General features: G+C 72.2%; 21 protein-coding genes. 2 read left to right on the top strand and 19 right to left on the bottom strand.

What is annotated here, in order from left to right; genetic code table 11:
• The 11 genes from VF584_00105 to VF584_00055 form a co-directional block, all read right to left on the bottom strand.
• Positions 1–732 carry a methyltransferase domain-containing protein gene (locus VF584_00105; protein ID HEX8208553.1) on the bottom strand — a complete coding sequence of 244 codons (732 nt, stop codon included), beginning with the start codon at positions 730–732 and terminating at the stop codon, positions 1–3.
• Positions 733–816: 84 nt separating this feature from the next.
• A complete protein-coding gene (locus VF584_00100) occupies positions 817–2,043 on the bottom strand; it encodes a GNVR domain-containing protein (protein HEX8208552.1) in 1,227 nt (408 codons plus the stop codon).
• Between the two features lie 51 nt (positions 2,044–2,094).
• Positions 2,095–3,714 (bottom strand): SLBB domain-containing protein, encoded by a 1,620-nt coding sequence (locus VF584_00095; protein HEX8208551.1) that lies wholly within the window; start codon positions 3,712–3,714, stop codon positions 2,095–2,097.
• 169 nt (positions 3,715–3,883) lie between these two features.
• Positions 3,884–5,290 carry a nucleotide sugar dehydrogenase gene (locus tag VF584_00090; protein HEX8208550.1) on the bottom strand — a complete coding sequence of 469 codons (1,407 nt, stop codon included), beginning with the start codon at positions 5,288–5,290 and terminating at the stop codon, positions 3,884–3,886.
• A gap of 112 nt (positions 5,291–5,402) precedes the next feature.
• Positions 5,403–7,289 carry a nucleoside-diphosphate sugar epimerase/dehydratase gene (locus VF584_00085; GenBank protein HEX8208549.1) on the bottom strand — a complete coding sequence of 629 codons (1,887 nt, stop codon included), beginning with the start codon at positions 7,287–7,289 and terminating at the stop codon, positions 5,403–5,405.
• A 462-nt stretch (positions 7,290–7,751) separates the two neighbouring features.
• Positions 7,752–8,639 carry a dTDP-4-dehydrorhamnose reductase gene (gene rfbD / locus VF584_00080; GenBank protein HEX8208548.1) on the bottom strand — a complete coding sequence of 296 codons (888 nt, stop codon included), beginning with the start codon at positions 8,637–8,639 and terminating at the stop codon, positions 7,752–7,754.
• Complete coding sequence (gene rfbC, locus VF584_00075; protein ID HEX8208547.1) at positions 8,636–9,199, bottom strand: dTDP-4-dehydrorhamnose 3,5-epimerase; 564 nt, start codon at positions 9,197–9,199, stop codon at positions 8,636–8,638. Before rfbC ends, rfbD begins: the two co-directional genes overlap by 4 nt.
• On the bottom strand, positions 9,196–10,074 hold the full coding sequence (gene rfbA / locus VF584_00070; protein ID HEX8208546.1) for a glucose-1-phosphate thymidylyltransferase RfbA: 879 nt from the start codon (positions 10,072–10,074) through the stop codon (positions 9,196–9,198). The genes rfbC and rfbA overlap by 4 nt, the downstream gene beginning before the upstream one ends.
• Complete coding sequence (gene rfbB / locus VF584_00065; protein HEX8208545.1) at positions 10,071–11,135, bottom strand: dTDP-glucose 4,6-dehydratase; 1,065 nt, start codon at positions 11,133–11,135, stop codon at positions 10,071–10,073. Before rfbB ends, rfbA begins: the two co-directional genes overlap by 4 nt.
• Before the next feature lie 41 nt (positions 11,136–11,176).
• Positions 11,177–11,845, bottom strand: a complete 669-nt coding sequence (locus VF584_00060) for a polysaccharide biosynthesis/export family protein (GenBank protein ID HEX8208544.1) — start codon at positions 11,843–11,845, stop codon at positions 11,177–11,179.
• Positions 11,846–11,879: 34 nt separating this feature from the next.
• Entirely contained in the window at positions 11,880–13,484 is a 1,605-nt protein-coding gene (locus VF584_00055; GenBank protein ID HEX8208543.1) for a capsule assembly Wzi family protein, read from the bottom strand.
• A 270-nt stretch (positions 13,485–13,754) separates the two neighbouring features.
• Between VF584_00055 and VF584_00050 the strand changes: the two genes are divergently transcribed.
• Positions 13,755–15,419, top strand: a complete 1,665-nt coding sequence (locus tag VF584_00050) for a capsule assembly Wzi family protein (GenBank protein ID HEX8208542.1) — start codon at positions 13,755–13,757, stop codon at positions 15,417–15,419.
• Positions 15,420–15,628: 209 nt separating this feature from the next.
• Positions 15,629–17,974, top strand: coding sequence for a polysaccharide biosynthesis tyrosine autokinase (locus tag VF584_00045; GenBank protein HEX8208541.1), 2,346 nt, complete (start codon positions 15,629–15,631; stop codon positions 17,972–17,974).
• Between the two features lie 172 nt (positions 17,975–18,146).
• Here the strand turns inward: VF584_00045 and VF584_00040 are convergent, their stop codons facing one another.
• The 8 genes from VF584_00040 to VF584_00005 all read right to left on the bottom strand — a co-directional run.
• On the bottom strand, positions 18,147–18,530 hold the full coding sequence (locus tag VF584_00040; GenBank protein HEX8208540.1) for a carboxypeptidase-like regulatory domain-containing protein: 384 nt from the start codon (positions 18,528–18,530) through the stop codon (positions 18,147–18,149).
• Positions 18,531–18,556: 26 nt separating this feature from the next.
• Complete coding sequence (locus VF584_00035; protein HEX8208539.1) at positions 18,557–19,822, bottom strand: O-antigen ligase family protein; 1,266 nt, start codon at positions 19,820–19,822, stop codon at positions 18,557–18,559.
• Positions 19,823–19,841: 19 nt separating this feature from the next.
• The gene (locus tag VF584_00030; protein HEX8208538.1) at positions 19,842–20,999 is read right to left on the bottom strand and encodes a glycoside hydrolase family 99-like domain-containing protein; all 1,158 of its coding nucleotides are present in this window, start codon (positions 20,997–20,999) and stop codon (positions 19,842–19,844) included.
• Positions 21,000–21,282: 283 nt separating this feature from the next.
• The gene (locus tag VF584_00025) at positions 21,283–22,578 is read right to left on the bottom strand and encodes an oligosaccharide flippase family protein (protein HEX8208537.1); all 1,296 of its coding nucleotides are present in this window, start codon (positions 22,576–22,578) and stop codon (positions 21,283–21,285) included.
• 16 nt (positions 22,579–22,594) lie between these two features.
• Entirely contained in the window at positions 22,595–23,611 is a 1,017-nt protein-coding gene (locus VF584_00020) for a glycosyltransferase family 2 protein (GenBank protein ID HEX8208536.1), read from the bottom strand.
• Entirely contained in the window at positions 23,608–24,834 is a 1,227-nt protein-coding gene (locus VF584_00015; protein HEX8208535.1) for a glycosyltransferase family 1 protein, read from the bottom strand. Before VF584_00015 ends, VF584_00020 begins: the two co-directional genes overlap by 4 nt.
• On the bottom strand, positions 24,824–25,957 hold the full coding sequence (locus tag VF584_00010) for a glycosyltransferase (GenBank protein HEX8208534.1): 1,134 nt from the start codon (positions 25,955–25,957) through the stop codon (positions 24,824–24,826). Before VF584_00010 ends, VF584_00015 begins: the two co-directional genes overlap by 11 nt.
• 1 nt (position 25,958) lies before the next feature.
• On the bottom strand, positions 25,959–26,317 hold a 359-nt coding region (locus VF584_00005; protein HEX8208533.1), incomplete at its 5' end, for a sugar transferase.

Below are 26,317 nucleotides of genomic sequence, written 5' to 3'. Positions count from 1 at the left end.
CTAGCGCCGCAGGCGGTTCACCGCGCGGCGCCCGAGCTGCGCCACCTCGAACAGCGCGTCGTCCACCTTTCCCGGGATCGCCGACGCGGGGGCCACCCTGTTCACGTACCCCTCCAGCTCCGCCGCGATGTTCTCCACGCCGTGGATCGTCCGCTCCGCGAAGGTGAACGAGTCCGTCCAGAAGAGCCATTGCACCTGCCGCTCCTCGGGGAGCTGGTGCAGGTACGACCTGGGCAGCGAGAAGCGGGGGGAGGAGTGGATCATGTGGTACTTCATCAGGAAGTCCACGTGCGCGTCGCCGATGTCGATCAGCCAGCGGTGGTGCGTCCACCCCACGATCCCCGGCTCGGTGCCGCGGCAGCTCTCGGCCACGCGCGACGGCACCTCCAGGTACCCCGCCTTGGCCACGCGCACCATCTCCGCGCACACCCACAGCGGGTCGCGGATGTCCTCCAGCGTGTGCGAGCAGATGACGTAGTCCAGCTCCTTGTCGCCGAACGGAAAGGGCGTGTGCTCGCAGATGTCGCGCGCGTGCCACGTGTCGCGGGTGAAGTGCTCCCGCTCGCCGCCCTGGGGCGGCCGCGACGCGCCGTAGTAGCCGCGCGTCTCGTACGGCTCGGCGTCCACCACGTAGTTGGCGCGGTTGAAGGGCCGCGCCCACCCGCCGATGTCGAGGACGCGGTCGTCGGGTTTGATGCGGTCGAGCACCGCCTGCACATTCGGTTCGAACATCTTGAGGCCAGTCGGGACGTCTAAAGGTTCATGGGCCGGGGAGAGCTCGTCTCCATCCGCCCGAGATCGCGGGCCGCGAGCCCCCTACCGCCTGCCCGCGGTCTGTGTGGAGCGCCGCCGCAGCGGCACCACGTCGTGCTTGAAGTCTTCCCACGCCACGAAGAACGAGCCGGCGGCGGGGTCCTGCCGCGCGCGGGCGAAGTGCTCCGCCACGAACGCCGCCACCAGCCCCAGCACCAGCCCCAGCACCGCGGCCACCACCAGGATCAGCTTGAGGCCGATGCCGCTGGGCGCGCCCGGCACCGTGGCCTGGTCCAGCACGCTCACCACGGGCAGGTTGTTGTTGACGTCGATCTGCGACTGCGCGATCGCGGTCGTCAGCGAGATGTAGACCTGCTCGTCGCGCTGGTAGTCGCGCTTCAGCCGCGTGAGCGTGGCCGCCAGGTCGGGCGACTCGCTGAAGGGTACGAAGAGCCCGCCCCCGCCCCCGGCCGTCAGCCGCCGGAGCTGCCCGCGCAGGGTGGACAGCCTGGCCTCCGCCGACTGCAGCTGCGCGTTGCTGGGAGTCACCGTGCGGCGCAGCTCGCTGACCCGCACCTCCTGCTCCGTGATCTGGCTCTGGAGCTGCGCGGCGGCGTCCACCGTGCGGGTGGCCTGGTCCGACAGCTCGGGAGCGTTCCTCTGCTTCTGGAAGGAGACGAGCCGCTGCTCGGACCGGTCCAGCGCGGCGCGTGCCCGGCGGAGCTGCGTCTCCAGGAAGTGCTGCTTCTGGACCGCCGCCTCCACCCCCACCCGCGCCGACATCTCGTTGAGGAGCACCGGAAAGGTGTTGGCCACCTTTGCGGCCAGCCGCGGGTCCTCGCCCTCCACCAGGATGGCGATGGAGCCGTCGGGCCTGGGGTTCACCTCGGTGTCCGCGGCGAGCATCCGGCGGAGCTTGCCCGCCATGCCGCCGTCGGGGCGCGGCCCCGCCACCCGCGCGACCATGGAGTCCGCGAAGGAGCGGCTGCGCGCCAGCACCCCGATGAGCCGCTGGTTGGGGTTGCTGACGTTGCCCACTCCCGGAATCCCCGCCCCGGCCAGCTGGCGCGCCAGCATGTCCGACGAGCGGCCGCCCCCCTGCTCCTGCGGGGCGAGCAGCACCACGCTGGCCTGGTACTTCTTCGTGCGCAGCATGGCCAGCCCGCCGGCCACGAGCATCACCGCCAGCGTGGAGAGCACGATCATCCGCCAGCGCCGCAGCAGCACCGCTCCCAGATCGAGGATGCGGACCTCATCCCCCGGAGGGGAACCGCCGTTTTCAGTGCTCATCAGCTTCCATCCATGGCTCTTCGGGGACGGCGGAGGCGCCGGCTGGGGAGATCACTTCCCGATCTGGGTGACGGCGACGACCGTGAGGATCAGCCCGGACACGATGCTCGCGACCGTCTGCACGCTGGCGAGCCGCTCGATCACCGTGCGGCGCTGGCGGAAGGGGACTACGATGACGTCGCCCGCTTCCAGCGCCCGCACCTCCTCCGCCTGGAGCGGCGTGCCCAGCTTGGCGCGCAGCACCACCGCGTCGCGGAAGTCCGCGCGGCGCGTGTACCACCCGGCCAGGCGAATGAAGTGCTCCGGTCTCTGCCCCGGCGTGAACTGCACCAGCCCCGGCGTGCGTACCGCGCCCAGCACGGCCACGTCGTTGCGGCGCTCCGGCACGTTCAGCACGTCGCCGCCACGCACCGTCTGGTCGTAGGCGTCCTGGCCGCTGGCGAAGAGCTGCTGGAAGTCCACCACCACGTTGGTCTCGTCGCCCTGCGCGCGGATGCGCTGGATCTCCCGCTCCTCGAAGCGAGCGGTGCTGTCCGCGGGAGCTCCACGCAGGTCGGTAGGCACGCCCCCCAGCCCCTGAGTCTCCACGCCGGTCACCCCGCGGCGGAGCGTCGCGCTGGTGAGCGACGCCTGCTCGGTGAAGCCGCCCGCCATGGCGATCAGCTCGCGCACCGTCGTGGTGTCGGGCCGGATGGGGTAGGCTCCCGGGTACCTCACCTGCCCGGTCACGGTCGCCCTGCGCTGCCGCTGGAAGTTCCCCACCTCGGCCACGTAGATGGCGTCGGTCGGCCGCAGGATCAGCGCACGCCCGCGGGCGCCGAGCGCCTCCGCCCGCGAGAGGGTCATGAACTCCCGCTGCTGGGGCGTAACGAAGCGCGCGATGCGGATCGAATCCGCGGCGTTGGACGGAAAGCCGGCGCCGCCGTTTACGAGGTTCAGGAACTCGGCGAGCGACTCCCCCTCCCTGAACTGGAACGACCCGGGATAGAAGACGCGCCCGTACGCCTCCACCGTCTCGTCCACCACGGGAATCACCAGCACGTCGCCCGCGCGCAGCGTGGGGTTGGCGCGCAGGTCGCCGGAGATGTAGAAGGGGGCCAGGTCCACCCGCACGGAATCGCCCTCCGCGCGGCGCAGCAGGAGGTTCCGCTGCAGCGTGCGCGAGCCGCGGGGAGCCGGCAGCACTTCGCTCAGCCGCGTCACGGAGGTGGCCAGCCGCATCCCCGGGTTCGCCACGTCGCCCAGCAGGTACACCTTGAACGAGCGCACGTGCGCAAGCGAAAGGGTGACCTCCACGCTGCGGTAGAGCCGCAGCACCGCGGTACGGGCACGCGCCTGCGCCTGGTCAAGGTTCAGCCCCAGCACCCGCACCACCCCGATGGCCGGGATCACCACCGTCCCTTCCGGCGTAACCACCAGCGAGTGGGTGACGTTCACGTCGCCGAACAGCGACACGTCCACCACGTCGCCCGGCCCCAGCGCGTACTCGGTGCGGCGGATGGGAGCGTCCAGGGGCTGCGCGGGCGGGAACCAGCCGTTCGGGTTCCCGCCCGGAACGCCCGTGCCCACCCGCACGCTGTCGCGCGCGGGCTCCTGCGCCAACACCGGAGCCACCCCGCCGGCGAGCAGGGCTCCCGACAGGGCGGCGGCCAACATACGAAACAGAATCATGGAGTGAACCGTGCCACGTGTATGCATGAAAACGGACATCGGCGGCCCGTCCTTGGCGGATGGCTGCCGCCGGGGGCCCGCACCGTGTCTCCGCTGGTCGTCCTGAAATACGGCGAGCCGGGAAACGTTTGACGTATCCCGGTACCCGCCAGTCACACCGTGGAGAGCGCTACGCCCGTCTGGCCAGCGGCACGGCGTGGGCGAAGTCCAGCGCCTCCCCGCACTCCTCCTGGCGGGCGGACGACGAGAGCCCCAGCACCCGCGCCGGCCCGCGCACGCTGCGCATGACGCCGCGGGTGTCCACCACCAGGGGCGCTTCGCGGGCCACGAGCGCGTAGTTTACGGAGCTGTGGTCCGTCACCACCACCACCACGTCGGCCGAGCGCAGCAGCTCGGCGGTGAGCGCCGCGCTGCGCATCGGCAGCCCGGCGAGGCCGGTGTGCCCGTCGTCGCTGATCTCGGGGCAGAAGGGGTCATGGTACACCACTTCCGCGCCGCGCGCCTGCAGCAGCCCGATCACGTCCAGCGCCGGGCTCTCGCGCAGGTCGTCGATGTCGCGCTTGTAGGCGACGCCAAGGACCAGCACGCGGCTCCCGTTCACCGCCTTGCGGGCCCCGTTCAGGGCATCCGCCACCTTGCGCACCACGTACTCGGGCATCTCCGCGTTGATCTCGCTGGCCAGCTCGATCATGCGCGTCTTGTACTCCAGCGTGCGCATCTTCCACGACAGGTAGTGCGGGTCCAGCGGAATGCAGTGGCCGCCCAGCCCCGGACCGGGGGTGAACTTCATGAAGCCGAACGGCTTGGTGGCCGCCGCTTCGATCACCCCCCACACGTCCACGCCCAGCTTGTCGCACGCCTGCGCCAGCTCGTTGGCCAGCGCGATGTTGATCATGCGAAAGGTGTTCTCGTACACCTTCACCAGCTCGGCCGCCTCGGCGCTCTCCACCTTCACCAGCGTGTCGAAGACGCTGCCGTACAGCGACGTGCCGGCCTCCATGCACGCCGCGGTCACGCCGCCGATCACCTTGGGCGTGTTGCGGGTGTGCCACACGGGGTTCCCCGGGTCCACCCGCTCGGGCGAGAAGCAGAGGAAGAAGTCCTCGCCCACCGCCAGGCCGCTCTGCTCCAGGATGGGGAGCAGCACGTCGCGGGTGGTGCCCGGGTACGTGGTGCTCTCCAGGATCACCAGCTGCCCGGGCCGCAGCGCCTTGAGCACCGCCTGCGCGGCGGAGACGACGTAGCTGAGGTCCGGCTCCTTGGTCTTGTTGAGCGGCGTGGGCACGCAGATGGAGATCGCGTCGCACTCCGCCAGCCGAGAAAGGTCCGCGGTGGCCGAGAGGAGCCCCTCGCCCACGAACGCCGACAGCACATCGCTGGGCACGTCCTGCACGTGGCTGCGCCCCGCGTTCACCGCGTCCACCACCCGCTCGGAGATGTCCACACCCAGGGTGCGGTAGCCGTTGCGCGCGAGCTCCACCGCCAGCGGCAGCCCCACGTACCCCAGCCCCACCACCCCCACAACCGCCGTATTGTCGCCGATCCTGGAAAGGATCTGGTCTTTCGCCGCGCTCATATTGCTGTATTCGAACCGATAGAGGCGCCGGGAGCCCCCCGCCGGTGCACGTTCCTGGAGCCGCGAGGAAACCACAAATTTAGCGGCGCGGCCAATTTACGGCAACCCGAGATCAACGGGCGCGGACGGCGCCCTGCCTGCGCGCCGCCAGCGGCGGAACGCACTCGGGCACCAGCGCCAGCAGCCCTTCCAGCGAATCGGCGGTGCTCCCCAGCGCCGCCGCCGCGCCCAGGCGGTCCAGCCCCTGGGTAAGGGCGTCCACGTCCGGCTCGGTGCTCTGCACGATGCGGATCTTCTCCACCTCGGTGGGGATCGTCGCCTCGTAGTCCGACATCAGCTCCTCGTGGAGCTTCTCGCCGGGGCGCAGCCCGGTGAAGACGATCTGCACGTCGTGGTACGGCACCAGCCCGGAGAGGCGGATCAGGTTCTCCGCCAGCTCCACGATGCGCACCGGCTCGCCCATCTCCAGCATGCAGATCCGCTCGGCGGCGTCGGGGAGCGCCGCGGCCTGCAGCACCAGCTGCACCGCCTCGGGGATCGTCATGAAGTAGCGCGTGACGTCCGGATGCGTCACCGTGAGCGGCACCTGCGCCGCGAGCTGGCGCTTGAAGAGCGGGATCACGCTGCCGTCCGACCCCAGCACGTTTCCGAAGCGCACCGCCCGGAAGTCGCAGCTCGAGCTGCGCAGCGCGGGCCACCCCAGCACCAGGTGCTCGGCCACGCGCTTGGTGGCGCCCATCACGCTGGACGGGTTGACCGCCTTGTCGGTGGAGATCAGTACGAAGCGCTCCGCGCCGAAGCGGGCGGCGCACTGGGCCACGTACAGCGTGCCGAAGATGTTGTTGCGCACCGCCTCCACCACGTTGCTCTCCATGAGCGGCACGTGCTTGTAGGCGGCGGCGTGGAAGACGAACTCCGGGCGGTAGCGGTTGAAGATCCGCTCCATCCGCACCTGGTCCGTTACGTCGGCCACCACGGGGATCACCGTCAGCGTGGGGTGGGTGGCCGTAAGCTCGTTGTGGATGAAGTAGAGCGGGCTCTCCGCCTGGTCAAGCACGATGAGGCGCGCGGGCTGCAGCCGCGCGATCTGCCGCGCCAGCTCCGACCCGATGGAGCCGGCGCCGCCGGTCACCATCACGGTGCGCCCTTCCAGGTCCGGGTTGCGGCCGTCCAGCGGCAGGTCCACCGTCTCGCGCCCCAGCAGGTCCTCGATCTGTACGTCGCGCACCTGCGTGACGCGGGCGTGCCCCTCGATCATCTCGCGCATCGACGGGATGATCTTGAACTCCACGCCCGCGTCCAGGCACACGTTGACGATGCGGCGGATCTCGTCGCCCGTGGCGGAGGGGATGGCGATCACCAGGAGCTGCGCGTCCACCTTGAGCGCCAGGTCCTTGATGTCGCGGGTGGAGCCCAGCACCGGCACGCCGTGCAGCCGCATCCCGCGCTTGGCCAGGTCGTCGTCGGCCAGCGCCACGGGAAAGATGTCGATGCCGCCCTCGCGCTGGCACTCGCGCACGAAGCGCTCGCCGCCCACGCCGGCGCCGATGATGAGGGCGCGCTTGCCGTGGCGCGGACGCCAGGGGATCAGCCGCTCCTCGCGGAAGGCGCGCACCCCGAACCGCACCCCGCCGAACATCAGGATCGCGCTGATCCAGTCCAGCGCGAGCACCGAGCGCGGGTACCCTTCCAGCATGCCGGTGAAGAAGAGGGAGCCCAGCAGGAGGGCGGAGCTGAGTGTGACGGCCTGCACCAGGTCGATCAGGTCGCGCATCCCCACGTGGCGCCACCACCCGCGGAACAGACCAAAGACCCCGAAGGCGGCGAAGCGCCCGGCCAGCACGAACGGCAGGGTGTTCCAGTATATCCCTTCCATTTCCTTCGGCACCCCCAGGTCGAAGCGGAGGCCGAAAGCAAACCGGTACGCGATGGGAATGAGCAGCAGGTGCAGCGCGAAGATCAGCGGACGCCGGAACCGGATGAGGATTGTCGGGAGCATTCAGCCATCGCCTAAGGGACGTTCCACCGGGGCCGGGCAGCCGCAGGGGGGCATCCTCGTCAAACCAGAACTCATAGAACGAATCACGTCCGCGGATGTGCACGGAGGGCACGGAACCCTGCCGGGTGGGGCAGGTGGGGCGTGATGTTCAGACAACATGACGCGTGCGCGGTGCCGGGGGTCACACTGTCCAGATGCCCGCCGGGCGCGGCGCGGGGGTGCTGCACGTACCGCGCCGTGCCGGGTCTCTCCCCCGCGGCTGCCGGGGCAGCCCGCGAGCGGGGAGCGCTCGGCGCGCCGCGAAGGTGCACAAGATAAGCGGTTTGCACCCCAGCGAACAGCCCGTTCGTACAGGCCTCCGCGGAGGCGGTTTCACACGGAGCCACAAAGGGAACTGCAAGAACGGAAAAGCGTGTTCTCTGAGCCCTCGCCTTTTGGCTCCGTGTCTCCGTGTGATGCCTTTCAATCCATGCAGAGCCGAAGCTGCTCGCGCCAGTGGGGGAGCGCCACGCGGAGCTCGCGGGCGGCGCGGCCGCTGTCCAGCACGGAGTAGCGGGGGCGCGGGGCCGGCGTGGGATACTCCTCGGTGGCGATGGGCACCACGTGGCGCGCGCTCTGCCGCTCGCGCGCCGGGTCGGCGGCCAGGATCGCCTCCGCGAAGCCGTGCCAGCTCGTCTCCCCGGCGGCCGCCAGGTGGTATATGCCGCCCGAGGCATCCTGGATCTCCCACCCGCGCCCGGCGCGAAAGGGGGCCAGGATGGCGGCCGTCGCCTCGGCCAGCATGCGGCTCCAGGTGGGGGCGCCCACCTGGTCCGCCACCACGCGCAGCTCGGTGCGCTCGTGCGCCAGGCGCAGCATGGTGCGCAGGAAGTTGTGGCCGCGCGTGCCGTACACCCAGCTCGTGCGCAGCACCAGGTGCGCCCCGCCGGCCGCGGCCACCGCCTCTTCGCCCTCACGCTTGGTGCGGCCGTACACCCCCAGCGGCGCCGCGGGGTCGTCTTCCGTGTACGGGGCCCCCTTGGAGCCGTCGAAGACGTAGTCCGTGGAGAAGTGCACCAGCGGCACGCCGGCCCGCGTGGCCTCCTCGGCCAGGATGCCGGGGGCCACGGCGTTGAGGGCGCGCGCCAGCTCCGGCTCCGCCTCGGCGCGGTCCACCGCCGTGTGGGCGCCCGCGTTCACCACCAGCGCCGGCGCGGCGTACCGGAAGCCGCGGCGGATGGACCCGGGGTCCGCCAGGTCCAGCGCGCCGCGCGGCGGCGCCACCACCTCCGCCACCGGCGCCAGCGCGCGGGCCAGCTCCCACCCCACCTGCCCCGTGCCGCCGGTGAGGAGGATCCGGGGCCGGGTCACCCCGCCTCCCGGTAGCGCGGCAGCCGCTCCGGCGGCAGGTCGCGGAGCCGCGCCCCGCCCCGGTCCTTGGCCGACACCAGCGGGGCCGCGCCGGGCCAGTCGATCGCCAGGTCGGGGTCGTTCCACAGCAGGGTGGACTCGGCCTCGGGGCGGTACACGTCGGTGCACTTGTACGAGAAGAGCGCCTCGCCCGAGGTCACCACGAAGCCGTGCGCGAACCCCGGCGGCACCCAGAGCTGCCACCCGTTCTCGTCGTTGAGCGTGTAGCCCGCCCAGCGCCCGAACGTTGGGGAGCCCACCCGCACGTCCACCGCCACGTCCCACACCTCGCCGCGGAGCACCGACACCAGCTTTCCCTGCGGGTTGGGCTCCTGGAAGTGGAGCCCCCGCAGCACTCCGCGCGTGGAAAGGGAGACGTTGTCCTGCACGAAGCGGTCGGGGATCCCCGCCGCCGCGTAGCGCTCCGCCCGCCACGTCTCGCGAAAGAAGCCGCGGTCGTCGCGAAAGACGGGGGGCTTCAGCAGCAGCACGCCGGGAAGCGCCGTTTCCTCCGCGATCATCCGTGCGGGCGCCCGTCCAGCAGGCTCAGCAGGTACTCGCCGTAGCCGCTCTTGAGCAGCGGCGCGGCGAGGCGGCGGAGCTGCGGCTCGTCGATGAAGCCGGATCGGTAGGCGATCTCCTCAGGGGCCGCCACTTTGAGCCCCTGCCGCTTCTCGATGGTCTCGATGAAGTTGCTGGCCTGCTGCAGCGACTCGTGCGTCCCCGTGTCCAGCCACGCCATGCCGCGCCCCAGCAGCTCCATGTGCAGCTGCCCGCGGCGCAGGTACTCCAGGTTGACGTCGGTGATCTCGTACTCGCCGCGCTTCGACGGCCGCAGCGCCGCGGCGATCTCCAGCACCTGGTTGTCGAAAAAGTACAGCCCGGTGACGGCGTACGGCGACTTGGGGTCGAGCGGCTTCTCCTCGATGGAGACCACCCGCCCCGCCGTGTCCACTTCGGCCACGCCGTAGCGCTCGGGGTCGCGCACGTGGTAGCCGAAGACGGTGGCCCCCGCCGGCCGCTCCGCCGCGGCGTGCAGCAGCTCGGTGAGGCCATGGCCGTAGAAGATGTTGTCGCCCAGGATCAGCGCCACCCGGTCGTCGCCCACGAAGGTGCGCCCGATGGTGAACGCCTGCGCCAGCCCCTCGGGGCGCGGCTGCTCGGCGTACTCGAAGCGCACCCCCCACTGCTCGCCGTCGCCCAGCAGCTCGCGGAAGCGCGGGAGGTCGGCGGGGGTGGAGATCACCAGGATCTCGCGGATCCCCGCCAGCATCAGGGTGGAGAGCGGGTAGTAGATCATCGGCTTGTCGAACACCGGAAGGAGCTGCTTGCTCACCACCCGCGTGATCGGGTACAGCCGCGTGCCGGAGCCGCCTGCCAGGATGATCCCCTTCATGCCCCCGCCCCCACCACGCCCAGCCGCTCCAGCTGGTACGAGCCGTCCATCACCCGCCTGCACCACTCACCGTTCTCCAGGTACCACGCCACCGTCCGCCGCAGCCCGCTCTCGAACGTCTCCCGCGGGGCCCATCCCAGCTCCGCGGAGATCTTCGCCGTGTCCACCGCGTAGCGCCAGTCGTGCCCCGGCCGGTCCTGCACGAAGGTGATGAGCGACTCGTACGGCGCGGCGCCGGGCGCCATCTCGTCCAGGAGGGAGCAGATGGTACGCGCCACCTGCAGGTTGCTGCGCTCGCTGCCGCCGCCCACGTTGTACGTCTCCCCCGGGCGCCCGCGCTCCAGCACCGCCAGCAGCGCCCGCACGTGGTCTTCCACGTACAGCCAGTCGCGCACGTTGCCGCCCGTGCCGTACACGGGAATGGGGCGCCCCGCCAGCGCGCTGAGCACCACCACCGGGATCAGCTTCTCGGGAAACTGGTACGGCCCGTAGTTGTTGGAGCAGTTGGTCACCAGCACGGGAAGCCCGTACGTGTGGTGCCAGGCGCGCGCCAGGTGGTCCGACGCCGCCTTGCTGGCCGAGTAGGGCGAGTTGGGGCTGTACGGGGTCGTCTCGGTGAACTTCCCCTCCTCGCCGAGCGAGCCGAACACCTCGTCGGTGGAGACGTGCAGGAAGCGGAAGCGCTCGCGCTCCTCCCCCGCCAGCGAGTCCCGGTGATGCCGCGCCGCCTCCAGCAGCACGTACGTCCCCACCACGTTGGTGGAGATGAAGGGGGCCGCCCCCTCGATGGAGCGGTCCACGTGCGACTCGGCCGCCAGGTGCATCACGGCATCCGGCCGGTGCTCCGCGAAGACCCGCGCCACCTCGTCCGCGTCGCGAATGTCCACCCGCTCCAGCACGTGGCGCGGGTGGGGGAGGACGGAGGCGAGCGAATCCAGGTTCCCGGCGTAGGTGAGGCTGTCCACGTTCACCACCCGGTGCTCCGTCCGGGCCAGGAGGTGGCGGACCAGCGCCGAGCCGATGAAGCCGGCGCCGCCGGTCACGAGAATGCTGCGGGTCATCGAATGGGGTGTGGGGTGCCGCTCGTGCGCGCCGGCCGCGCTCAGAGCTTGGAGACGATCGTGACCGCGATCGTGGTGGCGGTGGAGATGATGGCGGCCACCAGGACGCCGCTGTTGCGGTCGGCCCAGGAGCGCTCGCCCACGTAGAGCTGGTCGCCGGAGCGCACGTCCAGCGTCACCAGCGTGGACCCCGCCGTCACCCGCTCGTGCAGCACCCGCCCTTCACGCACCAGGCGGATGCGGCGCAGGTTGCCGTTGAAGTTGGCGCCCCCGGCCAGCGCCAGCACCCCGTTGAGGGTGAGCGTTGGGTCCACGTTGAAGATCCCCGGCCGGTTGACGAAGCCCAGCACCTGCACGCGCCGCAGCGGCGTGATGCTGATGGAGGGGTTGCGCAGGCTCACCCGGTAGAGGGCGAGCAGCTGCTCGCGCAGCGTGTCCAGCGGCACCCCCGTCACGAACCGCTGCCCGATCTTGGGGAGGGTGACGGTGCCGTCGGTGCCCACCAGGAACTCGCCGCTCAGGTCGGGCTCCCTCCAGATGCGCACCTGCAGCAGGTCGCCGGGCATCAGCGAGGGGAGACCGGCCGGCAGGCTCGCCACCGGCGGCGGGAGCGTGTCCGCCGGCGCGGTGGACTGCGCGCGCGCCGGCGCCTGCACGGCCACCAGGGCCAGCAGGAGCGCCAGGAGCCGGAATCGGATGGGGGTCGTCACGGGAGTCCTTTTCATCTATGCGAGCCGCGCCGCGTCACATGCCGAGCCGCACGCGGAGAACGGTGTTCAGGTTGAACGCGCTGCCGCCCGCCCGGCGGTTCATCTGGTACGCGCCGGTGATGCCGGCGGTCACGTCGAAGCGCCCCATGAAGCGCAGCGCCTCCACCCCCACGCCGTTCGTCACCTCGGGATCGGGGGTGAGGCGGTCGCGCACGGAGCGGGTGTACGTAAGCGTCGTGCGGCCGCGGGGCGTGTAGCGGTCCAGCGCCACCACCGCCCCCCCGCCGCCGTAGCCGCTGCTCGCCCCCAGGATCTGCCCCCGCTGCGTGTGCCCCTGCCGCGCGCCCGTGTGCCGGTAGAACGCGCTCTGCGGGCGCACCAGGTTCAGGTGGGAGATGCGCGTGTTCAGCACCTCGCCGCGCAGCGACACCAGCGAGCCGTCGGCCCGCGGCCACACCCGCCGCAGCCCCAGGGTGTACCCGGCGTTGTGGTCCGGCTCCAGCAGCACGTCGCGGCGGTCGGCGTTGTGGTCGTCGCGCGCGTACTCGGCGTACGCCTCCACCCCGTTGCGGGGGTGGTACCAGCGAAAGAAGACGGAGGCGAGCTGGTTGTCCACGTCGCCGCCCTCCACCCCGGTGCCGCCGTTCTCGAGCCCCACCTTGATGAACCCCTCCAGCGGCTTCAGGAAGTTGGACGCGGTCAGCCCGCCCTCCGGCCAGGGGGTGTGGAAGAAGCGCGTGCCCCCCACCTCCAGCGTCGGAAGGCCGCGCGGCACGAATACCGCCACCGCTCCGGACATGAAGCGCCGCGGCTCCACGATCTCGGTGTAGGCGGACTGGTCCAGCCTTCCCCACAACAGGCGGCCGTGGAGCCGCCCGATCCCCAGGTTCACCGGCCGGGCGGTGCCGGCGAAGGCGTGCGCGAAGCCGCCCGCGTTGTGGCCCAGGATCAGCGGAAGGTCGGCCGCGGGGCCCCAGTGCTGGTTTGCGGTGGAGACCCCCGCGGCGAAGATCGACGCGTCCAGCCGCAGCGAGCTCTGCCCCGGGTCCACCCGGCCGTAGGCGCCGTCGCCGAAGCGCTGCGGGAGGTCGATGCTCCCCGGGAAGTCGGGGTCGTTGTACTCGAGCACGCCGCCGGCCCCGGTGTCCGCCAGGTCGAACTCCGCGTTCTGCGCGATGAACGCCATGGGGGCCACCGTCAGCGAGAGCGGCCCCCACTCCAGCGACGCGCCGGCCTCCGCCGCCACCGTGAGGCCCCGCCCGGCCCAGACCGCGCCGTCCTCGGCGCCGTACGGCATGGTGGTGTTGACGATCGCCTGGGCACCGGGCCGCACCCAGCGCACGCGGGCGCGGCCGGCGCTGTCCGGGGCGAAGCGGTAGCGCCCCATCCAGGGGTGCGCCGAATCGGCGGGCGCCAGGCGCGTCACCTCGCGGGGCGAGAAGCCGCGGATGGCCCACGGGTAGCGCCCGCCGCGGCCGGCCACCTGCAGCACGCGCAGGTAGCTTTCCGCCTCCGAGCCCACGAAGACCTCGCCGCGCACGTCGAGCGGGGCCTGCGCGGCCGCGGGCGCCGCCGCCAGGAGAGCGGCGGCCAGCGGCGCGGCCAGGCCGCGGAACGTGCGAGGGGTGTGACGTGCCATCAAACGCTTCCGTCCTTCCGAGGAGAACCGGAGCAGCCACACCGCCGCCCAGGCGCGGGAGCATGACTGCTCGTCCAGTTTTTTGACGATGGGGTGCCCGCGGCGTCACTCCGCCCGGCGCCGGCCAGGGGGCCGCGCCGCGCCGTCGCCCTGATCCTGCTTGCGCTTACGCGGCCCGCTGCGGTGGACCGCGGCAAGCCGGAATGTTATCCTCTATCGTCCAACATTTCCAGAGGGCTCGGCCCCGGCCCGCGCCCCAACCGCATCCTGATGAAGAAACCGACCGTCTGGCCCGCGGGCTTCGTTCTCGCCTTTGCACTCGCCGCGGCGCCGCGCACCCTGGGCGCCCAGCTCCCCGCCGGCCCGCCCGCGGACACCCTGCGCCCCGCCGCCGCGGGGGACACGGCCGTGCCCCCGCGCCACGCCACGGAGTGGGTCCCCATCGGCACGCCGGCGGAGGACCGCCTGCGCACGGCGCAGCTGCTGGGGGAGGCGCCCACGGCGGGGTTCCTGATCCGCTCCGTGTCGTCCGCCACGCAGGTGGCGGAGGGTGAGGAGGGCGCACGGCTCCTTCGCCCGCACGTGCGCGGGGTGTGGAACTCGTACCTTCCCATGGGCGCCAACGACGGCCTGGCGTGGAACGGGCGCGGGGGTACGGTCTACGTGTCCGCCGGCGTCCGCGCCCGCTTCGGCGGGGTGACGGTGATCGCCGCGCCGGAGGTGGCGTACGCGCAGAACCGCGAGTTCCAGCGAGTCTACCCGGCCGCGGGGCGCAGCTCGTTCGCCAACCCGTTCCACGGCCCCGCCTCGCCGCTGGACGCGCCGCTCCGCTTCGGCCCGCGCTCGTTCACGCAGCTTTCGCTGGGGCAGAGCTCCGTCACGGCGCGCTTCGGCTCGTTCGCCGCCGGCGGGGCCACCGAGAACCTGTGGTGGGGGCCGGGGATCAGGAACGCGCTGGTGATGAGCAACAACGCGTCCGGCTTCCCGCACCTCTTCGTCCGCACCCGGCCGGAAGGGATCGGCACGCGCTTCGGGACGCTGCAGGGGCAGTGGGTGTCCGGGGCCCTGGGCCAGTCCGGGTACTCGGGCGTGGACGACGACGGGCGCACGCTGGCGGGAATCGCGCTGGCCTTCACGCCGCGCGGCGAGCCGGGGCTCACGCTGGGCCTCACCCGTGCCGTGTACCGCACGGGGAGCGCGTGGGGCGCGCCGCTGCGCTTCCTGGACGTCTTCGCCATCGTGAGCCACCCCGAGGCCGTGCGCCCCCCGCGCCTCGAGCAGCCGGCCGGGAGGTCGGACCAGCTCTTCTCGCTCTTCGGCCGCTGGGTGTTCCCGGCGAGCGGCTTCGAGACGTACGGCGAGTGGGCGCGCCAGCAGGGCTTCGGCTCGTTCAGCGAGCTGGTGAGCCGCCCCGGGGCCACCTCCGGCTACACGCTGGGGATGCAGTGGGTGGCCACGGGCGAGCGCCGGGGCCGGATGCGCCTCCAGGCCGAGATCACCAGCCTGGAGCAGAACGACGCTGTGCGAGGAAGGCGGCAACAGTCGTTCTACACCAGCGTCAACGTGCCGCAGGGGTACACACACCGCGGCCAGGTGCTGGGCGCCGCCATCGGGCCCGGCTCGTCCGCGCAGTGGGCGGCGGCGGACTACCTGCGGCCGGACTGGCGGCTGGGCGTCTTCCTGGAGCGCACGCGCTGGGACGAGGACGCGCTGGAGCGCATCTCCACGCGCAACCCGCGCGGGCACGACACGCAGGGGCTGGCGGGGGTGCGGGCGGGGCGCCGCTTCGGCGGGTGGGAGCTGGCGAGCGAGTACTCGTTCGGGCGCCGGCTCAACTGGCTCTTCCAGAACACCGCGCGCTCCTTCTTCGACTTCGACGCGGTGGACCTGAACGTGTCGTCCTTCACCCTCTCGGTGAGCCCCGCGCTCCGCTGATCCGGTCCAGCTCCACGGGAGGGAAGCCTCACATGCGGACGAACGGCGAGGACGGCGGAGGGGCCTGGCCCTCCGTGCTTTCCCCGTTCCCTCGTGTTCCGCGTGTGAAACGGCCGTACGGCGCGCGCGCGCGGGTTGCCGCCCCGCCGGAAATCTCCTATCTTTGTTGGTTGCAATCACATGCGCCACCCGACCACCCGCAGGGACCCATGATCGAACCGACGCACGCGCCCCCCCGTGCCGCCGCGGACACCAGCTTGCGAGACCTGTGGAGCACGCTCCGCAGGCGGCGCGGCCTGGTGGCGGCGATCACGCTGGGGGTGGTGGCGCTCACGATGGCGGCCAGCTTCTACATGATGCCCGTGTACGAGTCCGAGGCCGCGGTACGCGTCGTTCCCGAGGAGAGCGGCTCCGGCGGGATGCTGGAGAAGCTGGGCGAGATGGAGGACCTGGGCGCCCTCACCGGCCTGGGGAGCGACGACCTGGACACCGACCTGGGCATCATGCGTAGCCGGCGCATCGCCGACCCGGTGGCCGAATCGGTCGGGCTGCAGGTGGAGCTCCTTGCGCCCCGCCGCGAGCGCAGCGACGTGCTGCGCGTGATCTCCGCGCCGCGCGACCGCGCCGTGGGCGTCTACCGGCTGGACCGCCAGGACGACGGCAGCTACGCGATGAAGGTGGAGGAGAGCGAGCAGCCCGTCGCCATTCCCGAGCGGGTGCGGATCGGCGCCCCCTTCACCATTGGCGGCGTGACGCTGGCGCTGAACCCTTCGCTCCGCGCCAAGCCCCCGGCACGAGTGCGCTTCGAGATCCTGCACTTCCGCGAGGCGGTGGACGAGCTGCAGGACGAGCTCGAGGTGGACCGGCAGGAGAGCGGCTCGCGCCTGGTGGAGCTGGTGTACCGCAACCGCGACCCGCGCGTGGCCGCGGCCGTGGTCAACGGCCTGGCGGACGGCTTCATCGCCTACAAGCGCACCACCAGCACCACGGAGTCGAACACCAGCGCGACGGTGCTGCGCGCGCAGGTGGCGACCTACCGCACCCAGCTCGCCGACGCGGAGGAGCGCCTGCGCAACTTCCGCGAGAGCTCGCGCGTGCTGGCGCCCGAGGCCGAGGCGGAGGCGGAGATCAAGCGCTCCACCGAGATGCAGATGCGCTTCGACGACATGCGCGTGGAGCGGGCCTCGCTCCAGCAGCTGCTCGCCGAGGTCCGCAGCGCCCCGCCCGGGGCCGGCACCGCGGCGTACCGCAAGCTCAGCACGTACCCGTCGTTCCTGGGCAACCACAACATGCTCGCGCTCATGAACACGCTCAACGCGCTCGACAACGAGCGCGCGGCGCTCCTGGCGCGGCGCACGGAGGCGGACGACGACGTCCGCGTCCTCACCTCGCGGATCGTGGCGACCGAGCGGCAGCTCCTGCGCATCGCCGACGACTACCTGCGCTCCATCGAACTCCGCCTCGGCTCGGCCGACCAGGCGCTCGCCAAGGTGGGCGCGGGGATGGCCGCCATGCCCGCGCAGGACATGCAGTTCGTCCGCCTGGCGCGCGACGTGAAGATGCTGAACGAGGTGTACCTCCTGCTGCAGGCGCGTCTCAAGGAGGCGGAGATCACCGAGGCCACCACCAAGGACGCCGCGCACGTGGTGGACTACGGCCTGGTGGCGTACGAGCCGGAGTACCCCAAGCCGCTCCTGAACCTGGCGCTCGCCATTGCGCTGGGGCTGCTGGTTGGGGTGGCGGGCGCCATCATGCGCGACATCGCCGACCCCACGGTGCGCTCCTCGCGCGACGCGTCGGAGGCCACGGGCGGGCTGGCGGTGCTGGGCTCCATCCCGCGCATCCGCACCATCCCGCGGCGGCCGGTGAGCGTGGGAATGCCGCGCGCGCTGGTCCCCGCGGGGCCGGACCGGCTGATCGCCCGCTCCGATCCGCGCCACCCCGCCTCCGAGGCGTACCGGGCGCTGCGCACCTCGCTGGCCCACGGGGTGACGGAGGAGACGCCGCGCACGGTGGTGGTCACCAGCGCCCGCGCGGGCGAGGGGAAGAGCACCAGCGCCGCCAACCTGGCGGTGACGCTGGCGCAGCAGGGCACGCGCACGCTGCTGGTGGACGCGGACCTGCGCACCGGGCGCCTGAACGCGCTCTTCGGGGCGCGCCCGGAGCCGGGCTTCGCCGAGGCGCTGCTGGGCCGCACCCCGCTTGCCGATGCGGTGCTCGAGGTGGCGCTCGACGAGTCCGACGTGCCGCTGTACCTCCTCCCCTCCGGCGCTCCGCCGCGCAACCCGGCCGAGCTCCTTGGCTCGGTGCGCATGCAGGCGCTGGTGGAGGAGATGCGTTCGCTGTACGAGGTGGTGATCTTTGACGCCCCCGCCCTTTCGGGGCTCACGGACGCCGCGGTGCTGGGCAAGGCCGTGGACGCCACGGTCCTGGTGGTGCGCCCCGGCATGACGGATCGCGACGCGCTGGAGCAGGCGCTCGCGCAGCTCCGCCTCTCGCGCGCGCCGGTGGCCGGCGTGCTCCTCAACGACGTGCTGAACGGCCGCCTGGTGTAGCAGGAGAGAACTGCAACTGCATGGCTCACACAGAGACACAGAGCCACAGAGAGAACCGCAAAAGGTTTTCTCCGTGGTTTTCAGTTCTTTTCTGTGTCCTCTGTGTGAGGCTTTTCCCCGTTGTTCTCCCCTGCGTCTCTGCGCCTCTGCGTGAGACAAGCCGTTCCCGGCTTCAGCGGGCGGGATTCAGGACGAAGGTGACCTCGCGCCGGGCTCCACGCACGATGCTGAGCGTGTCGACGAACGCTTGCTCGCCCGGGCGGAGGGCGTATTCCGGCGGCACGCCAATGAACACGCCGTACGCTCCCGCCGCCACCTCCGGGAAGAGGTGCTCGCCATCTCCGCCGGTACGCGCCCGCCCCATGACGGCGGTGCCCGTGTAGAGCACCACCTCCACGTTGGGGATCGGCGCACCGGACGAGTCCTCGGTGCGCACGCGCACCTGCGCGAAGTCGTACTGCGAGTGGATCAGGTTCTCGCACCCGGCCGCCAGCAGCAGCACCAGGCCGAGCAGCGCGGCGAAGGGGCGGGCGCGGAGGTAAAGCGAACGCGGCATCGGCACCAGCCTCAGAGGAGCGAAGATCACCCCGCCCCCGCGCGGGCGGGAAGCGGGAGCACGAGCGGAGCGCCGGGCGCGGGCTCCGGGTCGCGCGCGGCGACGCCCACGCCCAGCCAGGCGCACGAGAGCATCAGCCAGAACGCCGGCTCCGTAAGGAGCTGGTAGAACAGGTTGAACAGCAGGAACCCGACCATCACCGGCCGGAACGGCGTCCTGCGCACCACCGGGTAGAGCGTGATCACCAGCCCCACCAGGAGCGCGAAGAGACCCATCTCCGCCAGCAGCGTGGCATAGAACGAGTGGAAGTTCGCGTACCGGGTGCCGGGGAGCAGGTCCGTGAGAACCGACCCCGCGTTGCCGAAGCCGATCCCGATCAGCGCATTCTTCCAGCTCCGCCCCGCCACGTCCAGCGCCCGCTCGATCAGCTGGAAGTGGATGCTGTTGCTGGTGCCCTCCCGTGCCGTGAAGCGGGCGCCGAGCAGCTCCCCCGCCGCCGCCAGCACGTCCAGCGCTCCGGGAACGACGAAGACCCCCAGGATCGCCGCGGCGCTGGCCAGGAGCCCCGCCGCCAGCCGTCCGCGGGTGAACCGCACCCGGCGGCGCTCCGCGAGCGCGGCGGCCATCATCCCCATCGCCCCCATCACGGCGGAGCGCGAAAGGGTGAGGATCAGCGAGAAGACGGTGACGACCGCCGCCACGCCCCTCGCCTTCGACGGCCTTCCGAAGCGATAGATCAGGAAGAGGAAGACCGCGGAGACGATGCCGCCGCGGTTGGGGTCCAGCGTCTGCCCGCCGGGGCGGGGCATGATGGAGCCGAAGCGCACCGGCACCAGGTCCACGAACCCGCCGCCCACGGCCCCCGGATCGTTCAGCCAGACGCCGATCTGGGCGACGTTGAAGACGAAGCTCACCAGCAGCCCCAGGTACGCGCCGCGCACCAGGATCGAGGCGGGATCGGGCCGGTTCGCCAGCACCACCGCCACGAAGAGGATGGTGAAGAGCTGGAAGACGAGGAGGACGGCGCGCTTTCCCGAGAGCTCGGGGTCGCTGCTCCCCACGGCGGACGCCATCGCCAGGCCGCCCAGCAGCATCGCCAGCGCCAGGTACACCTGCCCCTCGCGCCGCAGCTCCACCCGCCGCATGGCGCCGAGCGCGGGAAGCTCCAGCATCAGCAGCAGCGGCATCAGCACCAGGTACGGGGGCATCGTGACGGGCCCCCCGCCGCCCAGCAGGTCGATCCGGTCCGCGCCCATCGTCGCGATCCAGAAGACCAGCAGCGCATCCCTCACGCGGAGCCCGCCCCGTGCTTCACGCCACTCCGGCCACGCGCTGCGCGGCGGGAGCGCGCCGCGCGGAAGGCTGCGCGTACGGGGCCAGCGCGTCGCGCGTCGCCTCCAGGAAGCGCCGGCCGAAGCGCCGGTCGGGCTCCAGGTGGCACCCCTCGGCCCACTCGTTCCAGGCGTTGATGAAGACGATCTGCTCGTCTGGCTCGTTCCCCGCCACGCGCCTGCACGCGTGCTCCAGCCAGCGCTGGTAGAGGGCGGGGTCGTCGTTCTGGATCACCGTGCCCCCGGAGCGGCGCCGGGCGGAGTTGTCCCAGCTCGGCATCACGCAGGGGAACACCCGCTCGCCCGGGGGCACGCGCCGCATCGCCTCCTCGGCCACGTCGCGGTAGCTGAGCACGTGGAGCCGCGTGCGCACCGGCGCCAGCAGCTCCACCATCACCCTTCGCGCGGCGCGCCGGGCAAAGGTGCGCACGCCGGCCAGGGGGCCATCGACCGCGGCCATGCGGCCGGTGGGGGCGAACTCCGTCATGGCGTCGAAGCCGTCGGCGAGCGCCTCCGCGTACTCCGTGCGATCGCCCGGGCTCTTCACGGCGCACAGGTACAGCTCGGGAACTCCCAGGCGGGCCGCCGTCTCGCGCCAGGTGCGGATGACGGCGGCGCGGTCGACGAGCGCCCCGGGCTGGTACACCAGGAAGAGCGGGCGCCCGCCCACCCGCACGTAGCGCCGGTCGCGAAAGGCGCGCACCAGCCACTCCATGTGGTGCGCGGCGTCGTAGGCGGCGTAGTCCTGGCGCATGAGCATCTCGTGCTCGGCCCCGTCCCAGCGCCGCGTCCAGTTGCCGTTCGCCCAGCAGAGGCAGAAGGGGAAGTCGGGCTTCCCGGAGGCGAGCACCTCGTCAAACGGGCGCTCCAGCAGCCGGCGGCCGTCGTCGAACCAGTAGTGGTAGTAGCAGAAGCCGCCGATCCCGTACTCCTTCGCCAGCTCCGCCTGCGCCAGGCGCGTCTCCTCCAGCCGCAGATCGTAGAAGCCCAGGTCCGCCGGAATGTGGGGCTGGTAGTGCCCCTTGAACCGCGGGCGCGACTGCGCCACGTTGGTCCACTCGGTGAACCCCGGCCCCCACCACGCGTCGTTCTCCGGGATGGGGTGGTACTGCGGAAGATAGAAGCAAAGCGCTCGCATCGAAGCTCCTGGCCCGGGCATCCCGCCCGCGGGCAATGGTACTGCGTAAGAGGTGCCGCCCGGCTCCCGCCGCGAGTCCGGAGAGCATGGCGCGTGCTCGGGCGGCCGCGCGCCCGCGCCCTCCACCCAGCGGCGTGCCGGTCCACGCCGGCCGCGGGAGTGAGTCTGCGCCGGCCTGCGGCTCCCGCCCGCATCCCGCCTCCCCGTAAGGGTGTGGCGGCCAGGGCTCGCGGAGCGCGGAATGTATGCCGGCCCCCGGTGCCAGTCAACGAAAGCGGGGCCTTCACCCGGCGGCGCGCAGCCCCAGCTCGCCGCTGGAGGGGCGCAGCACGAGCCAGCAGAGCCCCGCCTCCACCACCGCTTCCGCCAGCACCGCGGCCACCGCCATTCCAGAGGCGCCGTAGCGGGGCGCCAGCAGCGCGGCCAGCAGCAGGTTGGCCGCTCCCGCCGCAAGGACGAACCGCACGTACGCGCGGTCACGTCCCAGCGGCAGCACCCAGTTCAGCCCCAGCACCGTCCCCACCGCCAAGATCGGCGGCAGGAACGCCAGGATGCGCAGCACCGCGGTCACCGGCTCGTACCCGGGGCCGAACAGCACGCGCGTCAGGAGTGGTGCCGCCAGCGCGATGGCCGCCCCGGCCGCCACCCCCAGCCCCACGATGGGGACGAGACTGCGGCGGACCAGCGCGGCGGCGGCCGGGCGGTCGTGCACCACCAGGTGGTTGATGCGCGGGTACAGCGCCTGCGACACTGGCAGCAGCAGGTTGCTGGCGGCGCGCACCAGCTTCTCGGCCGAGCCGTAGAAGCCCGCCGCGTGCGGCCCCGCAAAGAGCCCCAGCGTAAATGAGTTGGCCGTGGTGTACGCGCTGGCCGCCCCGCAGAACACGAAGAGCGGCCAGCCGTCGCGCAGCGCCGCGGTCCACTCGCGCGGGCTCCCGGCGCGGAAGGGGACCTCGCGGTACATCCACGCCGTGGCGGCGGCGGCGGAGAGGAGCCCCGCCGCCGCCTGCAGCGCCAGCACCCGCCAGCCGTCCTGCGGCGCCCGCACCACCACGAACACGCCGGCGGCGGCCGCAAGGCGGGTCAGCACGTCCAGCGCCGCGATCCCGCGCATCCGCTCCACCCCCTGGAAGTACCACATGGGGAGGAAGCCCTGCAGCACCGCCGCCGCCAGCGCCCACACCAGGTAGCGCGGCTCGCGCCCGAAGAGCGGGACCAGCAGGAAGGCGAGCGCCGAGGCCGCCGCCACTCCCAGCAGCAGGAGGAGCTTGGCGCCCTGCACGGCGCTCACGATGCGCGCCACCTGCCCCGCGTCGCCGCGGCTGCGGGCCACCATGCGCGTGGCCGAGAACGCGAAGCCGTAGTGCAGCACGATCGCCAGCCACGCGGCGAACGCCTGGCTGAACACCAGCACCCCCCAGGCGCCGGGGCGCAGCACCCGCGTGAGGTAGGGCACCGTCGCCAGCGGAAGGAGGTAGCCGGCGAACTGCACGAAGTAGAGGGCGACCGTGTTGTGCACCAGCGCGCTGCCGCGCGCGCGGCGCCACAGGGCGCGCCCCGCCGTTACGCGCCCGTTCACGCCGCCGGCCCCCGGCTCACGTGCCCCAGCAGAGCCGGGCGATCATCCGCACGCGGTCCCACTCGCCGCGGCCGGCGCGCCGCAGCGCCGCCACCGCCAGGGCGATGTACACCGTGGGCAGGGCCGCGGGCTTGTACTTGCGGGTGTAGAGGATGCGGTTGCGCATGAAGTGGTAGTCCGCCAGCGCCGTCTTCTTCCCCGCGTGCGCCCCGATGCTCCCCCCCTCCCGGTGGAAGACGACGCTCGCGGGCGCGTACGCCATGCGGAAGCGCCCGGCGTTGCGGGTGGCCCAGTCGATCTCCTCGAAGTAGAGGAAGTAGTCCTCGCTCATCAGCCCCACCTCGCGAAGGAAGGCCGACGACACCAGCATCGACGCCCCCGTCACGTACGACAGCCGCCGCTCCACCTCCGCCGCGTTCACGGCGAGCGCGGCGGGCTGGTTGGCGCCCACGTGCCGCGGCAGCGCCAGCCAGGGGTTGTAGCGCGCGCCGCCCCACGCCTGCACGGTGGCGGGGTCGTGGTAGTAGAGAAGCGTGGAGCCCACGATCCCCACCCGCGGGTCGCGCCGCATTTCCTCCACCATGGCGGCGAGGGTGTCCGGGCGCACGACCGTGTCGTTGTTCAGCAGCCACACGGCGTCGAAGCCGCGCGCCAGGGCGTAGCGGAGCCCCACGTTGTTGCCGCCCGCGAACCCCAGGTTCCCCCCGGTCCTCACCAGCACCAGCGGAGCGTCGTCGCCCGGCTCGCCGCCGCGCTCCGCCTCGTCGCGGCCGTACTCCACGAAGGGGATGGGCTTGGGGAGCGGAGGAAAGGAGAGGGCGCGCAGGGGGTTGGACGGGGGCACCCGCGCGTCCAGCCGCCCCTCGGCCCAGGCGCGCAGGTGCGCGAGCGAGCCGTCGTGCGAGGCGTTGTCGCACACCACCACCGTCAGCTCGCGATAGCCGCCGCGCAGGACGCTCTCCAGGCACTCGAGAGTGTCGGCCCAGCCGTTGTAGTTGAGGAGCACGACGCAGACGCGCACGGGCGGCCTCACACCGGTTTCGCCGTTCGTAAAGGGCGCGGCGCCCGCCGCGCCGCACCGCCATCCGCCACCTCCAGGATGAGCTCCGCGGTGCGAGCCGCCGTCGCGTCCCAGGTGAGGAGGGTGGCGCGGCGCCGCCCGCGCGCCACCATCTCGTCGCGCAGGGGCCCGGGTCGCAGGCTGCGAACGGCTTCCGCCATCGCGTCCCAATCGTCGGGTTCCGCCATCAGCCCCGCGTCGCCCACCGCCTCGGGGATGGAGGCGCGGTTGGAGGCCACCACCGGGAGCCCGCACGCCATCGCCTCCAGTACCGGCAGCCCGAACCCCTCGAAGTACGAGGGGAAGAGGAGGCATTCGGCGCGGCCGTACAGCGCCCGCAGCAGGTCGTCGTCCACCGCGCCCAGGTCCACCACCGCGTCGCCCACGCCCAGCTCGCGGGCGCGGGCGGCGAGCGGCTCGTCGCCGGGATAGTGCCGCCCCGCCACCACCAGGCGCAACCCCGCCCACTCCGCGCGCAGCCGCGCCAGCACCTGGATCGCCGCGCGCAGGTTCTTGTGCGGCTTCTGGTTGCCGGCGACCAGCAGAAAGGGCGCGAACGCTTCCACCCGCCGCAGCGCCTCCTCCGACGGCGCGCGCGCGGTGACGTCGCCGCCCACGCCGAGCGGCACCACCTCCAGCTTTGCGGCGGCGGCCGGGAAGCGCGCGGCCAGGTCGTCGCGCGTGAAGCGGGAGTCGGCCACCACGCGGCGCGCACGGCTGACGGCGGCGCGCAGCACCACGCCCCCCAGCGCCCGCTTCCACGCCGGGAACATCGCCGTGAGGCGGAACTGCGCCAGGTCGTGCACCGTCACCAGCGAGGGCGGCAGCGGCCCGCCCAGCGGCACGTCGTAGTGGGGGAAGAAGCCCGCATCGGCGGCCAGCGCACCGCGCGCGCCCAGTGCCAGCCACTGGAGCTGCGCGGCCGGGCTGTAGTAGTGGTGCGCGAACGGCACCACCTCCGCCCGCCCCGCCTCGCCGAGCCCCTCGAGAAAGCCGTGCAGCTCGTCCGGCCGCCCCAGCAGCGTCACGCGGCCGAAACGGGGGTCGCGCAGCACGCGCGCCAGCACCTCTCGGGTGTAGCGTCCGATCCCCGAAAGGTGAAGCCCGCGCGCATCCACAAGGAGCGAGCGGGGTTCCATGGGGCGAGCGTCGGCGGCGGGGGGCGGGGCGGCCCCGCGCTCCGCGTCAGCCGGCACCCACGGACTCCAGCAGCAGCGGGCGGTCGGTTGGCGCGGCCAGGGCGCGGCTCCGCTCGCGCTCCACGGCGGCGTGGATGCGGCGGTGGAACTCCTCCGGGCGGAAGCGCTCCGCGTTGCGGCGGCAGAGCGCGGGGTCGGTCTCCATCGCCTCCAGGCGCAGGATGCCGTCCACCAGCGAGTCCACGGTCTGCTCCTCAAAGAACACGCCGGTCACCCCGTCCACCACCGTCTCCAGGGCACCGCCGCGCGCGTACGCAACCACGGGGCGCCCCGCCGCCTGCGCCTCCACCGGCGCGATCCCGAAGTCCTCCAGCCCGGGGAAGAGGAAGCCCCTGCACCGCGCGTAGAGCGACGCCACCTCCTCGTCCTCCGCCCAGCCGCGCAGCTCTACCGTTGGCCCGGCGAGTGCACGCAACCGCTTCATCTCAGGCCCGCGCCCCACCACCACCAGCCGCCGCCCCAGCCGCGTGGCCGCCTGCACCGCCAGGTCCACGCGCTTGTACCCCACGAGGCGCGACACCACCAGGTAGAAGTCCTCGGGGGGCAGGCCGTTGGGGCGGATGGCGCCGGTGTCCACGGGGGGGTAGACGACCTCCGAGTCGCGGCGGTAGTGGCGGCGGACGCGGCTCGCCACCTCGCGCGAGTTGGAGATGAAGTGGTCCACCCGGTCGCTCGACACGCGGTCCCAGATGCGCAGCCAGTGCGCGATCGGCGCGAAGAAGGGGCGATACAGCTTGCCGCGCGTGTACTCGGGATACAGGTCCCAGATGTAGCGGCAGGGGGTGTTGCAGTAGCAGACGTGCAGGGTGCCCGGCCGGGTGACGATCCCCTTGGCGCAGGCGGTGCTCACCGAGATCACGACGTCGAAGGCGGAGAAGTCGAACTCCTCGAACGCCATCGGCATCAGCGGCAGGAACGCCATGTGGCTGCGGCGCACCAGCGGGATGCGCTGGATGAAGGAGGTCACCACCTTTGCCGCGCGCAGCGCCGGCAGCGTTTTGCGCGCGTCGTACACCGCAGTGTAGATGGGCGCGTCGGGGAACATGCGGTGCAGCTCGTACAGCACGCGCTCGCCACCACCGTACGTGTCCATCCAGTCGGTGACCAGCGCCACCTTCATCTCAGTACGCCCCTTCCCCGCGCAGCACCACCACCAGGGTGCGCAGCATGATGCGCACGTCCAGCCAGAGCGACCACTCCGCGATGTAGCTGCGCTCCATCCGCAGCACCTCGTCGAAGTCCGTCACCAGGTTGCGCCCGCTCACCTGCCACGGCCCCGTGATCCCCGGCGTCACCGCCAGCCGCTCGAAGTGCCGCGGCTCGAAGCGCTCCATGTCGGTGAGCGGCAGCGGCCTCGGCCCCACCAGGCTCATCTCCCCGCGCAGCACGTTGATCAGCTGCGGAAGCTCGTCCAGGCTGGTGCGCCGCAGGATCGCTCCCACCCGCGTGATCCGCGGATCGTCCACCAGCTTGAACAGCG

Origin of the sequence: Longimicrobium sp., assembly GCA_036389135.1 — a bacterium.
In the GTDB taxonomy this organism is placed as follows: Bacteria; Gemmatimonadota; Gemmatimonadetes; order Longimicrobiales; family Longimicrobiaceae; genus Longimicrobium.
Note: the sequence above shows the minus strand (reverse complement) of the source record. Positions and strands in the feature narration are given on the sequence as shown.

Coding starts and splice junctions, on each gene's coding strand:
- VF584_00010 (HEX8208534.1), bottom strand. CDS start 25,957: ATGAAGGTGGCGCTGGTCACCGACTGGATGGACACGTACGGTGGTGGC.
- VF584_00090 (HEX8208550.1), bottom strand. CDS start 5,290: ATGAGCGCGGCGAAAGACCAGATCCTTTCCAGGATCGGCGACAATACG.
- VF584_00040 (HEX8208540.1), bottom strand. CDS start 18,530: ATGCCGCGTTCGCTTTACCTCCGCGCCCGCCCCTTCGCCGCGCTGCTC.
- rfbA (HEX8208546.1), bottom strand. CDS start 10,074: ATGAAGGGGATCATCCTGGCAGGCGGCTCCGGCACGCGGCTGTACCCG.
- VF584_00045 (HEX8208541.1), top strand. CDS start 15,629: ATGATCGAACCGACGCACGCGCCCCCCCGTGCCGCCGCGGACACCAGC.
- VF584_00055 (HEX8208543.1), bottom strand. CDS start 13,484: ATGGCACGTCACACCCCTCGCACGTTCCGCGGCCTGGCCGCGCCGCTG.
- VF584_00095 (HEX8208551.1), bottom strand. CDS start 3,714: ATGATTCTGTTTCGTATGTTGGCCGCCGCCCTGTCGGGAGCCCTGCTC.
- VF584_00030 (HEX8208538.1), bottom strand. CDS start 20,999: ATGCGAGCGCTTTGCTTCTATCTTCCGCAGTACCACCCCATCCCGGAG.
- VF584_00085 (HEX8208549.1), bottom strand. CDS start 7,289: ATGCTCCCGACAATCCTCATCCGGTTCCGGCGTCCGCTGATCTTCGCG.
- VF584_00105 (HEX8208553.1), bottom strand. CDS start 732: ATGTTCGAACCGAATGTGCAGGCGGTGCTCGACCGCATCAAACCCGAC.
- rfbC (HEX8208547.1), bottom strand. CDS start 9,199: ATGATCGCGGAGGAAACGGCGCTTCCCGGCGTGCTGCTGCTGAAGCCC.
- rfbB (HEX8208545.1), bottom strand. CDS start 11,135: ATGACCCGCAGCATTCTCGTGACCGGCGGCGCCGGCTTCATCGGCTCG.
- VF584_00100 (HEX8208552.1), bottom strand. CDS start 2,043: ATGAGCACTGAAAACGGCGGTTCCCCTCCGGGGGATGAGGTCCGCATC.
- VF584_00050 (HEX8208542.1), top strand. CDS start 13,755: ATGAAGAAACCGACCGTCTGGCCCGCGGGCTTCGTTCTCGCCTTTGCA.